This is a genomic window from Hallella mizrahii, from assembly GCF_009695775.1.
GTDB lineage: Bacteria > Bacteroidota > Bacteroidia > Bacteroidales > Bacteroidaceae > Prevotella > Prevotella mizrahii.
This window is the reverse complement of record NZ_VUNG01000011.1, coordinates 47,440-60,625: the sequence shown is the minus strand read 5'-3', so window position 1 is coordinate 60,625 and position 13,186 is coordinate 47,440. Positions and strand designations below refer to the sequence as shown.

Sequence of the window (13,186 nt, the reverse complement as noted above, 5' to 3'; positions counted from 1 at the left end):
AACGACTTCATCAGGAGTGAAGAACTGTCGGCATCACTTGAAGCATAGACGCCGACCGGTCGGAGAAGCACGCATAAAGATACCCAACCGCGCAAGTATCCATGAACGGCCCAAGAAGGCAGATGGAAGAAGAATCGGCGACCTGGAAATGGACACCATAGTAGGAAAAAACAATAAAGGAGCAATTGTGACTATAATAGACAGAAGTACAGACTGGCTGGTCATGAAAAAACTGCCCCATGGCAAAGAGGCCTTTGCCGATCCTCATGCACCATGGAAAAAGGGTGGCATCTAAAACACAAACGGCCTCATAAGGCAATACATACCAAACGGTACCGATTTCAAGAATGTAAGTCAACAGAGAATAAAGATGATACAAAGAAAAATTAACGCAAGACTAAGGGAAAAATTAAATTTCCTCACTCCAGATGAATTCGTTTACAAAAAGACTTTGTAAATTTGCACTTGCGAATTGATTCCGCCTGTTTGATTATAAAAAAAGTCGTATTATGAAAAAGTTTTTCTTGACAATAGTCGTTTGTTTCTCAACAATGTCACAGATGATGGCACAGAACATTTCAGGAAAGATTGTAGATTCCAAAGGAGAGCCTCTGGCCTTTGCAAATGTAGTGCTCCTAAACCGTCAAGATTCAACATTTGTCAATGGGGCTGTGAGTGGAGAGAACGGGTGCTTTTCCATCGACTCCTCTTGCAGCGGTGGAATTCTCAAGGTAACTTCTGTAGGCTATAAGACAATATTCAAGAACTGCACAGGTGAGAATGTGGGAGTTATCAAGATGGAAGAAGATAGCAGGATGCTCGACGAAGTGGTAGTAAAATCATCTTTGCCAAAAACCGTTTTGAAAAATGGGGGAATGGTGACTACTATTGTTGGTTCTGTCCTTGAAAAGGCAGGAACAATGGAGCATCTGCTCGACCGCATACCTAACGTGTCTGCACAGAATGGCAACATAAAGGTGTTTGGACGTGGCGAGCCTATCATCTATATCAATGGACGACAGATGAGAGACAGAAGCGAACTCGACCGTTTGAGTTCGGACAACATCAAGTCGGTTGAAGTAATATCTAACCCAGGTGCTCGTTATGCTGCAAGCACGAAGGCTGTTATACGTATCACCACAAAGAAGATACAAGGAGATGGATTCGGATTTGACGCTACAACAGAAGGATCGTACGACGAGAAAAAGAACATTGGCGGATATGACAGACTGAATATGTATTACCGTAAGAGCGGATTGGAGCTTGGCGCCTACGCCTATGGCTCAAAACAATCGTCGCCAGACGAGAAGGACTTGCATCAGATGACCTATCTTGACAAGACATGGAACCAACAGGACAAAACACGTTGGAAGAACAAAACCGAAACTTTCAGTTCTCGCTTGAATGTCAGTTATCAGTTTGACGACAACAATTCGTTGGGAGCAAGCTTTAGTTTCTTGCGCAATCCAAAGCTGATAACAGACGGAAAGACGGAAGGCTCTGTGCTGAGAGATGAAGATCTGACTGAGACCAACACTTCTATCCTATCGGAGTTTGGGCAGAATAGCAACTTGTCAAGTAATATATATTATGTAGGTAAGGTAGGTAAATTGGGTATTGACTTCAATACCGATTGGTTTTGGTCGAAAGGAAACAATAAAAACAATATAGATGAGCATTATCAGGAAGTGAACTCGGATATGCAAAACCAACTTGTAAACAGTACCACTTCAAAGTACAACCGCTTGATAGCTTCCAAAACGGTGCTCTCTTATCCGCTTTTGGGTGGTGACTTGTCTGTAGGTGGCGAGTATTCGTTCACCAATCGTAACACCAACTACGCCATCATACCAAATACTCTTGCCGACAATGTAAGAGACCGCATTAAAGAGGGCATGTCCTCTGCGTTCGTTACTTATAGTCGTGACTTTGGCAAGTTGAACATGGAAGCGGGATTGCGATACGAGAATGTTGATTTCAAATATTATGACGATGGTAAGTATATGTCGGAGCAAAGCAAGACTTACGACAACTGGTTTCCGTCTCTCAGCCTTTCGATGCCGTTTGGCAATGTACAGATGCAGCTGAGCTATGCAGCCGACATCGATCGTCCTAACTACTGGGTATTAAGAAGCGGTGTGCAATATAGCAATCATTATACATATGAAACCGGTAATCCGTTTCTTGTCTCAGAGATTTCAAGAAATATAAGTTACGACCTCGCCTACAAATGGCTGACTTTCAACTTGACTTATGAACATGTATCCGATCCGATATATCAGACTGTAGAGATGTATAAGGACAATGCCACCATTGGATTGATGAGGATGATAAATGGCGAATCTTATAACAATGTGACTTCGTCGCTCACCTTGCAGCCTACCTTTGGCATTTGGCATCCAGAGCTGTCAGCATTGATTGAGAAGCAATGGTTCAAGTTAGAAACAAGGGACGGATATTATCTTAACAATCCTATAGCGGAACTTAAATTCAACAACACTTTCGATACGAAATGGGCGATGTTCTCCGTTATGATGACTTACATCACAAAGGGATACGAGGAGAACCATTATATCTACAAACCGATGTTCAACACCGACCTGTCTATATACAAAAGCTTCCTAAAAGACTGCTTGACTTTCCAGCTTTATGTTAACGACGTGTTTGGTACGAACGACAGTCACATCATAGGTAAATACGGCAAACTGAAGGAAACCATCTTCGATGAGTTCTCAACAAGTAAAATCTCATTGACAGTCCGTTATAAGTTCAATGTCACTCGAAGCAAGTATAAGGGTACAGGAGCAGGTCAAAGCCAGAAGAACAGAATGTAATTCTACGGTGTTCTTAAAATGAGAAAAATGGCTCACCTGTAAAAGCGTGTTGTCTAGGCAAAGAGCTTTGTTAGTCTGAAAAGGTAGAACTTGACATCAGTGACACCTCTAAGCAGAGTCCTAAACGGGCTTATCTCCGCCATAGTATAATGTGTGTCGTTGGTGGCAATTCTCTGATGAAAAGAAATATAGGGGAAAGTGGGGAAATATAACAGAAAATGATTACTTTTGCCATATCAAAAGCAAGTTTGCAAGACTATGGGAAAAAGCATACTCATCAAGGACACGACGCGCGAGGAGCGCGTCCGCATCATCCGCGGCTCGCTCGACTGCGGGGCCGGCGGTTGTGAGAACTGTTCAAGCTGTTGGCTCGGCGGCGGTACTGTCGACGGCATCTATCAGGACTATATCGACGGCAAGCGGGAGCTGGCCGACATCAACAGGGAATACAGCGAGCGTTTCGCAGGGAGGCAGCGCCGATGACACCGCCGGACATCAAGGGCTCCACACGCGAGGAGCGAGAGCACTTTGTCGTTGAGGCCTTTCGCTGCATCAGCGACTGCGACAATTGCGGAGCGTGTCAGTTTCTCAAGGGACGTCCGGCAGAGGAGCTCTATGCCGACTACATAGAGGGACGGCGCGATTTCCGCGAGATAACCATAGAAATCCGGAACAGTAATTATTGAACGACAGAATGGAAAGAAAAAAAGGTAAGTCGGTCTATCGCACCATACGCGACTATGTGATCATCACCATCGCCATGCTCATTGGAGTTATTGGCGTCAACGTGTTTCTCGTGCCCAACCAGATCACCACGGGCGGCATCGTGGGTATCGCCTCGATCGTCTATTGGGGTACGGGCATACCGGTGCAGAACACCTATTTCCTGCTCAATGCGCTGTTGCTCATCGCCGCGCTCGCCGTGCTCGGCTGGCGCTTCTGTGCCAAGACCATCTATGCGGTTGTCGTCTTCACCGTAGCCTCCACGCTGTTTCAGCATATCTTCGGCATGAACATCCATGCGCTGTCTGACCAGAAGTTCATGGCGTGCATTGTCGGTGGCGTGTTCATGGGCACGAGTGTGGGGCTCGGACTGTCAGCAGGCGGCAGTACGGGCGGTTCGGACATCATCGCCGCCATCGTGCACAAGTACCGTGACGTGTCGCTGGGCCGCATCATCCTGCTTTGTGACATGACCATCATCACGTCCAGCTACGTAGTGCTGCGGTCGTGGGAGAAGGTGCTCTATGGCTATGTGCTGCTGTTCATCGTGTCCTTTTGTGTGGACTATGTCATCAACTCACTGCGGCAGAGCGTGCAGTTCCTCATCATCTCTGACAAGTATCAGGAGATTGGCGAGGCCATCAACAAGATTGCGGACCGCGGCTGCTCCACGCTCAACGGCAACGGCTTCTACTCCAAGAAGGACATCAAAGTCATCTTCTGTATCGCCAAGCGCAGCGAGTCGAGTCTGATCTTCGACCTTATCGACGAGATCGACCCCGACGCCTTTGTGGCGCAGAGTGCTGTGACGGGTGTCTATGGCCAAGGCTTCGACCGTGTGAAGGTGAGGAAGAAGATCAGTCTGGAAGAGATCAACAAGCAGATAGGGGAGAGTGCCAAGCAGAGTTAATCGTTCTGCTGGCGGTTTTCCTTCTGATAGGCTTTGGGCGTGCAGCCAGCGTGTGCCTTGAAGAAATTGGTGAAGGCACTCTGATCGCCGAAGCCTAAGGAGAAAGCGATCTCGCCGATGGGCATGTCGGAGGAGCGCAGCATGGTGCAGGCTTCCTCAAAGGCGAGGTTGTTGAGGTAGTTGTTGATGGTGTTGCCCGTGAGCTCACGCACCACGCGGCTGAGATAAGTGGTGGTGATGCTGAGCTTGTCGGCATAGAATCCGATCTGTCGCTCTTGTCGGAAGTGCTTATGGGCCAGGAAGAAGAAGATTCTCAGAATGTCTTGTTTATGCCGGAGGTCGGGCGCTACGAGACTGCGGTCGTAGGGCAGTTCGCTGATAAAGAGCAGGCAGACGTGCACCAGTGAGCGTAGCATCTCCACCTTATATATATGTACATAGTGTATTGTGCGTCGGATCTGTTGGAAGATACCACTGAGTTCCGCAGCCTGTGCCGCGTCGAGATGATAGAGGCATGGCTCCGTGCCGCCCTTGGGCATCAGGGGAGCGTCACCGCCGTCGAGTTGCATGAGCTGCTGATAGAAGCTGTCTTCTAAGAGCAGTCCCTCAGTCTCCGTGTCTTCGGGAAAGGAGCAGTCGACGGGTTGGAAAGGATGAAGCAGAAGCAAATCACCGCTATGCAGTTCCATCCGCTCATCGCCCACGGTGACAGTGGCTGTGCCCGAGCTGATGAGGTGGAGCTCGTGGCAGCTGATGCTGTTGGTATAGGCGCGCAAGTCACTCTTGCCGCCCTCTTTTGAAGAGAAGTAGGCGACACTCCCGCCGAAGATATCCCGTATGTGATAGCGCTCGGCAAGCTGGGGTAAGCTAAGGTTTCCGCGACTGGCCATAGTGAATGTAGCGGCAAATATAGCGAATAGTTTTGGAATTTACAAAAAAAACAGTTTCATTCTTAAATACTATATCCAAGAAAACCTTATCTTTGCAGCAGTATTAAACCTAAACGCAAAACTAATATGGCAACAACCCTTATACTGATAGAACTGCTTGTCGTCTTGGTGTTCATTTTCATCGGTGCGCGCGTGGGCGGCGTAGGCTTGGGCATCTATGGCATGCTCGGCACTTTTATCCTCGTCTATGGCTTTGGCCTTGCCCCGGGCAAGGCACCTATCGACGTGATGCTGATCATCCTTGCCGTCATCACAGCCTCGGCAGCCCTACAGGCTACGGGCGGACTGGAATATCTCGTGGGGCGTGCCGCGCTGTTTCTTCGCCGCCATCCCGACCATATCACCTATTATGGTCCGCTGTGCTGTTTTGCCTTTTGCGTCTTTGCCGGCACAGCACATACCAGCTACAGTCTGCTGCCCATCATCAGTGAGATCGCCCAAGCCAACAAGACACGGCCCGAGCGTCCGATGAGCCTCTCGGTGATCGCTGCCTCGCTGGGCATCACCAGCAGTCCCGTGTCTGCCGCCATGGCCGCGATGATCTCTTCTGATCTGCTCGGCGGACAAGGAATAGAATTGGGAACCATCCTTATCGTTTGCCTGCCGGCCAGTATCGTTGCCATCCTGATAGCCGCGCTTATCGAGAACCATGTCGGCAAGGAACTTGTCGATGACCCAGAGTATCAGCGTCGCGTGCGCGCGGGACTCATCAACCCCGAGGCCGACGCCAACAATCTCAAGGAGGCCGAGACCGAGCATAACCCACGTGCGCTGCGTGCCGTATGGGCTTTCTTCTTTGGTGTGGCTCTTGTGGTGCTCTTCGGCTTCGTACCCTCATTGCGTCCCGAAGGCGTGACGATGAGCGAGACGATCGAGATGGTGATGATGAGCGATGCCATCCTCATCCTGCTTGTCGGCAAGACCAGCGTGAAGGAACTGCCCAAGGGCAACATCTTCACGGCGGGCATGAACGCTGTCATTGCCATCTTCGGCGTAGCTTGGATGGGCTCCACTTTCTACACAGGTAATGCCGACGCCATCAACAGCGCTCTCTCCGGCATGGTCGCCACGGCACCGATGCTCTTTGCTGTAGCCTTGTTCCTGATGAGCATCATGCTCTTCTCTCAGGCTGCCACCGTCACCACACTTTATCCCGTAGGCATTGCCTTAGGCATCAACCCGCTGCTCCTCGTGGCGATGTTCCCGGCTGTCAACGGCTATTTCTTCCTGCCCAACTATCCTACAGAGGTTGCCGCACTGGAGTTTGACCGCACGGGCACCACCCATGTGGGCAAGTATGTCATCAACCACTCCTTCCAGCTGCCCGGCTTTGTCACCACCTTTGTCTCCATCGGCGTAGGCTATCTTGTCACCTTGCTGCTTTCCTGATACCATTTACTCATTATATATATTATTCATTATTTATTATATTGGTTATGAAAACAAAACGTCTCTCATTGCTTTTGCTGCTCTTTACCTTCGTGGTATGCCTCGCAGCCAATGCCAAGCCTAAGATCAGAATCATTGCTACCGGCGGAACCATTGCCGGAGTGAGTACCTCAGCCACCAACTCTGCCTACAGTGCCGGACAGGTGGGTGTGCAAGCACTGATACAAGCCGTGCCGCAGATGCTCGACGTGGCGGATGTCAGCGGTGAGCAACTCGTCAACATCGGATCGCAGGACATGAACGACAATGTGTGGCTCAAGCTTGCCAAGCGCATCAATGAGCTGCTCAACAACGAGGGCTACGACGGTGTCGTCGTCACCCACGGTACAGACACGATGGAGGAGACCGCCTACTTCCTCAACCTCACCGTGCACAGCGACAAACCTGTCATCCTCGTGGGATCCATGCGCCCCTCAACGGCAATCAGTGCAGACGGACCCGGCAACATCTATGCCGGTGTCGTCGCTGCCGCCAGTCCGCAGTCAGTGGGCCGTGGCGTGATGGTGTGCATGAACAATCTGCTGCTCGATGCTAAGGATGTCACAAAGATGCACACCACCGACGTGGCTACCTTCCAAGCTGCCAACTTCGGCAAGGTGGGCTATGTCTACAATGGTCAGGCCATCTACTGCCGCGACATCACCAACCTTCACACCACCAAGAGCGAATTCAATGTCGACAATCTCACTTCGCTGCCTAAGGTTGGCATCGTCTATGGCTACGCCAACTGCTCGCCGTTGCCCATGAAAGCCTTTATGGACGCCAACTTCGACGGCATCGTGCTCGCCGGTGTCGGTGACGGCAACTTCTATAAGGATGTCTTCGACGTGGCTCTGCAGGCGCGTGCCAAGGGCATCAACATCGTACGCTCCAGTCGTGTGCCTACCGGACCCACCTGCCTCAATGGTGAGGTCGACGACAGCAAATACCACTTCATCGCCGCGCTCACTCTCAATCCGCAGAAGGCCCGTGTGCTGCTCATGCTTGCGCTCACCAAGACACGCGACTGGCAGAAGATACAGGAGTATTTCCAAAAGTACTGACACCACTGCACCTTTCTGAATCCTCAACTCATTAACCAACCAATAACAGTCTACCGCCATGAAAAAAATGATGATATTGGCGGCCGCGCTCTTCTTTGCGATGGGTGCTGCCGCACAGGGAGATAATGTCGGCATGGGAGGCCCCGACGGCAACTATACCAGTCTGGCTGAGCGCATTGCCAACCTTGAGAAGAAAAACGATGCCTTCAACGTCTACTTCAACTATGCCGCCTCGGCGCAAGCCAGCTACGACGGGCACACCTGGAGCAGCAAGCTGGCCAATAAACAGCTCAGACTCGAGATCAAAGGCAACATCACCCCACAGCTCTTCTACCGTCTGCGCCACCGCATGAACAAGGCCAATACGGCGCAGGGCGAGGACAACTTTGCCAAAGCCACTGACATCATGATGGTGGGATACAACGTCAGCGACAAGCTCACTGTCATGGGCGGAAAGATGTGCCAGATATGGGGCGGACATGAGTTCGACGAGAACCCCATGTATATCTATCAGTATTCCGACATGGTCGACAACATGGACAACTTCATGGCGGGACTGGTGGTGGCTTATCATCCCGTGCCCTCGCAGGAGATTGCCGTGGAGGTGTCGGATGCCAACAACGGAAAGTTCACCGACGAGTATGGTGCCGGCGCTGTGGCTGTCACGGGGCGCGGCGATGGCATACGTCAGCTTGAGAAAAGCAACAATCCCCTGACCTATATCGTCAACTGGAACGGAAACTTCTTCGGCGGACGCTTACAGACACGCTGGAGCTGGGGCTTGCAGACACAGGCACGCCATGAGTACTCTCGCATGTGGGTATTCGGGCAAAAGCTCAACCTGCCCACCGTGCAGTGGTATGTCGACTATATGGGAGCGTGGGACGGACTCGACCGGTTGCGCATCGCCACCAACGACCTCGGTGCTTTCCTCGACGGACAGGAGAATGCCTACTTCAGCGACGTGCACTACAACTCTCTGATCTCGAAGGTCAACTGGCAGTTTGTGCCACGGTGGAACTTCATGGCCAAGGGTACCTACGAGACGGCGAGCGTCAGCAAGATAGAGCAACTCAAGGACTACCGCAAGTCCATCGGCTATCTCGCCAGTCTGGAGTACTATCCCGTCAAGGACCAGGATCTCAGACTCTTCCTCGCCTACGTCGGACACCACTACAACTTCAGTAGTAAATGCGGACTTGCGGACTACAGCACCTCGCGCATCGAACTCGGTTTCATGTATCGCATCAAGTGCTTCTAAGTTTGGAATCAGACGAAGATAATAAAAAAAACAGCAAGTGCTTTCACAATTTATTGTGAAAGCACTTGCTGTTATGGATGATTTTACTTATCTTTGCCACAAAATAACAATATATTGTGAATACTAAGGAAATTGGAGAATTCATAAAGAAACGAAGGCAGGAGTTGCAAGTCAATCAGCTGACGCTTTCTGAATGTCTTTGCCTGACTCATATTGCCTTGCCATCTCCAGGTGATAAAGAAAAAAGAAAATCATGGTCATGCTTATGCTCCCCAAGGAGCAATGGGTCTAAAGCTATGGGGTAGTCTTGCGAGCAAGCTCGCCGCCTACCCCCATAGCTTTAGCCCCACACCTTTGGTGTCAAGCCTGCCCATGACGAAAATCGCTAACGCGTAAAATTGCCCCTTGGGCATAAAATCCTGCGGCCGAAAGATAGTCCATAGCGTCTAGAAAGTCTGCTATGCTGCTTGTGTTCTGTTGGGCGGCATCATATTTTATGTGCTTATGCGCAATTTTACGCGATAGCGATTTTCGTCACGGGCAGGCTTTGTCCCCCAGTAGGGGGTGGGGCTGAGGTGATGAGGGCAGCCGACGAGCTTGCTCGTAAGGCTGTCCCCATCACCTCAGCACCATAGCTCCATGGGGAGCTAAAGCCTGTACGTGACTATTTTCCAAAAACTTCTTCTCGATTCAGGGTGACGCATTGACGAAGTCAGGAGGGCCTTTAGTTGCGTCTACAATTCCTGCCGCGTTTCGTTTTTTACAAAAAGGCGAATGTTTTTTGTAAATAGATTCATGCTAAAACGCTTAACTTTGCAGGCGTAAACAATAATCATGTCATCAACCATTCACAATTACTACTATGGCAGAAGAAAAGAAATACAGAGTGGAGTCTGACCTCTTGGGCGAGCTCAAGGTGCCCGCTGAGGCTTACTACGGTGTGCAGACACAACGCGCCATCAACAACTATCATATCTCGCGCAAGAAGATGCGCGACTATCCCGACTATGTCATCGCCATCGCCTACGTGAAGCTTGCCGCCGTGCAGACCAACCATGCGCTGGGCACTATCAACGACGAGATTGCCGGTGCCATTTCCCAAGCCTGCCGCGAGATCATCGATGGCAAGCTCCACGAGAACTTCCCCATCGACATGATGCAGGGCGGAGCCGGCACGTCGGTGAACATGAATGCCAATGAGGTCATTGCCAACCGCGCACTCGAGATCATGGGTCACAAGAAGGGGGAGTATCAGTATTGCTATCCCAACGACCACGTCAACTGCGGACAGTCGACCAATGATGTCTATCCCACCACCATCCGCCTGGCCATCATCCGTATGAACAAGACACTCGTCGGCTCGCTCACCGGACTCATCTCGGCATTCCGCTACAAGGCCGACGAATATCGTGACGCCATCAAGATGGGACGCACGCAGTTGCAGGATGCTGTGCCGATGACCTTCGGGCAGGAGTTCAATGCCTACGCCGATAACCTTGAGGAGGAAATTCTCAACCTGGAGCGCAACGTGAAACTGCTCCACGAGATCAATATGGGCGGTACTGCCATCGGCACCGGCCTTAACGCTGTGCCCGGCTTTGCCAAGCTCTGCGCCGCCAACCTCAGCAAGCTCACCGGCGAGAGCTTTGTCTCTTCACCCGACCTTGTGGAGGCTACGCCCGACACGGGAGCCTACGTCAGCTACTCAGGAGCACTGAAACGCTTGGCTGTGAAGATCTCCAAGATATGCAACGACTTGCGTCTGCTGGCTTCCGGTCCACGTTGTGGCCTGCATGAGCTCAACCTTCCGCCAAAGGCTCCCGGTTCCAGCATCATGCCCGGAAAGGTCAACCCCGTCATTCCTGAGGTGACCAACCAGACCTGCTTCAAGGTCATCGGCAACGACACCACCGTGACCTTTGCCGCTGAGGCCGGACAGCTCGAGCTCAACGTCATGGAGCCCGTCATCACGGAGTGCCTCTTTGAAAGTCTTTGGTGGCTCAGCAACGCCATCACTACGCTCACCGACGAGTGTGTGCTCGGCATCACCGTCAACAAGGAGCGCTGCTACGAAATGGTGAAGAACTCCATCGGCATCGTTACTGCCCTGAATCCTTACATCGGCTACAAGAGCAGCACAAAGATTGCCAAGGAGGCCAACGAGACTGGACGCTCGGTCTACGACCTCGTGCTCGAGCATAAGCTCATGACCAAGGACGAACTCGACAAAGCCCTCGACCCCAAGGAGATGCTGGAGTCGCATAAGTTCCTCACCAAGCATCTGTCGTCGAACTGATCATAAAGATATACAAGGAAAGCGGTTCACCTCTGAGAGGGGTGAACCGCTTTTTGCGTCATTTCGGTCATGGTCATGTTGGTCAAACTCGACTTTTGTTACTCAACTTCCGTATATGAGAAAGGTATTTACCATAAAATTCTTGTGGGTTAAATAATAAAGTTGTATTTTTGCGGAGAAAAGATCTAAATAGTGACGATTATGAAAGATTTTACTTTAAGAAAAAAGTTCTTGGATTGTAAAAGCGGAACCTGTAGTCTTTTTAAAGGCTTTGTTATGTTGGTAGTTCTGATGCTCATGACTACGAGTAGTGCGATGGCACAAGAACCAAAATTTGAGGTGATTGATGGCTTTCGTTATTTGTTGGATTCTGATACGAAGACAGCTACACTTGTGCCTAAAACTGATGGTAAATATTCTGGTAATATTATTATTCCAGAGAAGGTTAAGGGTAATGATGGGGTAGAGTATATTGTTGCCTCATTGAGTGCTTCTTGCTTCGAAGACTGCAGTGGCTTAACCTCTATCAACATCCCTTCATCTGTTACATCATTGGGTGAGTCTTGCTTCTATGGTTGCAGTGGTTTGAAATCTATTACCATCCCTTCATCTGTAACTTCATTGGATAAGCGTTGCTTCCATGGTTGCAGTGGCTTAACCTCTATCACCATCCCTTCATCTGTTACTTCATTGAGTGATTATTGCTTCTTGCATTGCAGAGGCTTAACCTCTATCACCATCCCTTCATCTGTTACATCATTGGGTGAAGGTTGCTTCTCTGGTTGCAGTGGCTTAACCTCTATCACCATCCCTTCATCTGTTACTTCATTGGGTTGGTATTGCTTCGATGGTTGCAGAGGCTTAACCTCTATCACCATCCCTTCGTCTGTTACTTCATTGGGGTTTGGTTGCTTCGAATATTGCAGTGGCTTAACCTCTATCACCATCCCTTCATCTGTTACTTCATTGGATTGGAATTGCTTCAAAGATTGTCAAAATCTGGAAACTGTATATTTTGAAGGTAAATATTGTAGATCAAATTACGCAGACTTATGTATACCAACGACAAGTATAATCAAGGTTCCAACAGAATACCTACAGGGTTATAAAGATTCCTTTGGACCTGATTATAAATATATCTATGCCTGGAATCCAGACGAAACAGGAGATGATAACAAGCCTGTTACTCAGTGCTCTACACCATCTATCTCTTACGAATCAGGCAAATTGATGTTCGCTTGCGAAACGGCTGGAGCAAAGTATCATTATACAATAACTGATACAGATATTAAGTCTGATGCGCTGAGCGAAAATGGGGAAGTATCTCTTTCTGCAGCCTATAATATTTCTGTTTATGCTACAGCAGATGGATATAAAGCATCTGATAAGGCGAAGGCAACTCTGTATTGGATTAATGCTAACTTGGATACTGGTACTAACATCAATATGGTAAAAACACGTGGCGTTGTGGCTTCTGCCCATGATGGTATTGTTACTCTCTCTGGACTTTATAATGGCGAAGTGGTGAAGTTCTATGCTACTGATGGCAAGTATCTCGGCTCTTCGGTTGCAGCGAATGGTGCAGCCTCTTTTGCCGTAAACGAATCGTTGGTTATCGCCAAAGTAGGTAAGGATTCTATAAAGATTGCGGTGAAATAATAATAAAACAATTATATTGCATAATTTAAGTTGTATCTGTTTACCACAATATGATTTCTTA

Annotated in this window: 11 protein-coding genes; 10 read left to right on the top strand and 1 reads right to left on the bottom strand. The window is 49.5% G+C overall.

Annotation, left to right across the window (positions count from 1 at the left end; genetic code table 11):
- Positions 1 to 37 precede the first annotated feature (37 nt).
- The 5 genes from FYJ73_RS06180 to FYJ73_RS06155 all read left to right on the top strand — a co-directional run bounded on the left by FYJ73_RS06180 (position 38) and on the right by FYJ73_RS06155 (position 4,467).
- Positions 38 to 295, top strand: coding sequence for a hypothetical protein (locus FYJ73_RS06180; protein ID WP_154533839.1), 258 nt, complete (start codon positions 38 to 40; stop codon positions 293 to 295).
- Positions 296 to 509: 214 nt separating this feature from the next.
- Positions 510 to 2,834 (top strand): TonB-dependent receptor domain-containing protein, encoded by a 2,325-nt coding sequence (locus FYJ73_RS06175; protein WP_154533838.1) that lies wholly within the window; start codon positions 510 to 512, stop codon positions 2,832 to 2,834.
- A 258-nt stretch (positions 2,835 to 3,092) separates the two neighbouring features.
- A complete protein-coding gene (locus tag FYJ73_RS06165; protein WP_154533837.1) occupies positions 3,093 to 3,317 on the top strand; it encodes a hypothetical protein in 225 nt (74 codons plus the stop codon).
- Positions 3,314 to 3,520, top strand: a complete 207-nt coding sequence (locus tag FYJ73_RS06160) for a hypothetical protein (RefSeq protein ID WP_154533836.1) — start codon at positions 3,314 to 3,316, stop codon at positions 3,518 to 3,520. The genes FYJ73_RS06165 and FYJ73_RS06160 overlap by 4 nt, the downstream gene beginning before the upstream one ends.
- Before the next feature lie 8 nt (positions 3,521 to 3,528).
- Positions 3,529 to 4,467, top strand: a complete 939-nt coding sequence (locus tag FYJ73_RS06155; RefSeq protein ID WP_154533835.1) for a YitT family protein — start codon at positions 3,529 to 3,531, stop codon at positions 4,465 to 4,467.
- On the opposite strand, the gene FYJ73_RS06150 is transcribed toward FYJ73_RS06155, so the two are convergent.
- The gene (locus FYJ73_RS06150) at positions 4,464 to 5,357 is read right to left on the bottom strand and encodes an AraC family transcriptional regulator (RefSeq protein WP_154533834.1); all 894 of its coding nucleotides are present in this window, start codon (positions 5,355 to 5,357) and stop codon (positions 4,464 to 4,466) included. The two genes, FYJ73_RS06155 and FYJ73_RS06150, sit on opposite strands and share 4 nt — an antisense overlap.
- 126 nt (positions 5,358 to 5,483) lie before the next feature.
- Here FYJ73_RS06150 and FYJ73_RS06145 point away from each other — a divergent pair, with 126 nt between their 5' ends.
- The 5 genes from FYJ73_RS06145 (at position 5,484) to FYJ73_RS06125 (ending at position 13,125) form a co-directional block, all read left to right on the top strand.
- Positions 5,484 to 6,806 (top strand): anaerobic C4-dicarboxylate transporter family protein, encoded by a 1,323-nt coding sequence (locus FYJ73_RS06145; RefSeq protein ID WP_154533833.1) that lies wholly within the window; start codon positions 5,484 to 5,486, stop codon positions 6,804 to 6,806.
- Positions 6,807 to 6,853: 47 nt separating this feature from the next.
- Positions 6,854 to 7,909 (top strand): L-asparaginase 2, encoded by a 1,056-nt coding sequence (gene ansB / locus FYJ73_RS06140; RefSeq protein ID WP_154533832.1) that lies wholly within the window; start codon positions 6,854 to 6,856, stop codon positions 7,907 to 7,909.
- Positions 7,910 to 7,967: 58 nt separating this feature from the next.
- The gene (locus tag FYJ73_RS06135) at positions 7,968 to 9,170 is read left to right on the top strand and encodes a porin (RefSeq protein ID WP_154533831.1); all 1,203 of its coding nucleotides are present in this window, start codon (positions 7,968 to 7,970) and stop codon (positions 9,168 to 9,170) included.
- Positions 9,171 to 10,032: 862 nt separating this feature from the next.
- Positions 10,033 to 11,466 carry an aspartate ammonia-lyase gene (gene aspA / locus FYJ73_RS06130; RefSeq protein ID WP_154533830.1) on the top strand — a complete coding sequence of 478 codons (1,434 nt, stop codon included), beginning with the start codon at positions 10,033 to 10,035 and terminating at the stop codon, positions 11,464 to 11,466.
- A gap of 201 nt (positions 11,467 to 11,667) precedes the next feature.
- Positions 11,668 to 13,125, top strand: coding sequence for a leucine-rich repeat domain-containing protein (locus FYJ73_RS06125; RefSeq protein WP_154533829.1), 1,458 nt, complete (start codon positions 11,668 to 11,670; stop codon positions 13,123 to 13,125).
- The last annotated feature ends 61 nt before the right edge of the window (positions 13,126 to 13,186 follow it).

Bases quoted from the DNA above. Each gene is read 5' to 3' on its own strand.
- FYJ73_RS06175 (WP_154533838.1), top strand. From the start codon at position 510: ATGAAAAAGTTTTTCTTGACAATAGTCGTTTGTTTCTCAACAATGTCA.
- FYJ73_RS06165 (WP_154533837.1), top strand. From the start codon at position 3,093: ATGGGAAAAAGCATACTCATCAAGGACACGACGCGCGAGGAGCGCGTC.
- FYJ73_RS06160 (WP_154533836.1), top strand. From the start codon at position 3,314: ATGACACCGCCGGACATCAAGGGCTCCACACGCGAGGAGCGAGAGCAC.
- FYJ73_RS06155 (WP_154533835.1), top strand. From the start codon at position 3,529: ATGGAAAGAAAAAAAGGTAAGTCGGTCTATCGCACCATACGCGACTAT.
- FYJ73_RS06150 (WP_154533834.1), bottom strand. From the start codon at position 5,357: ATGGCCAGTCGCGGAAACCTTAGCTTACCCCAGCTTGCCGAGCGCTAT.
- FYJ73_RS06145 (WP_154533833.1), top strand. From the start codon at position 5,484: ATGGCAACAACCCTTATACTGATAGAACTGCTTGTCGTCTTGGTGTTC.
- ansB (WP_154533832.1), top strand. From the start codon at position 6,854: ATGAAAACAAAACGTCTCTCATTGCTTTTGCTGCTCTTTACCTTCGTG.
- FYJ73_RS06135 (WP_154533831.1), top strand. From the start codon at position 7,968: ATGAAAAAAATGATGATATTGGCGGCCGCGCTCTTCTTTGCGATGGGT.
- aspA (WP_154533830.1), top strand. From the start codon at position 10,033: ATGGCAGAAGAAAAGAAATACAGAGTGGAGTCTGACCTCTTGGGCGAG.
- FYJ73_RS06125 (WP_154533829.1), top strand. From the start codon at position 11,668: ATGAAAGATTTTACTTTAAGAAAAAAGTTCTTGGATTGTAAAAGCGGA.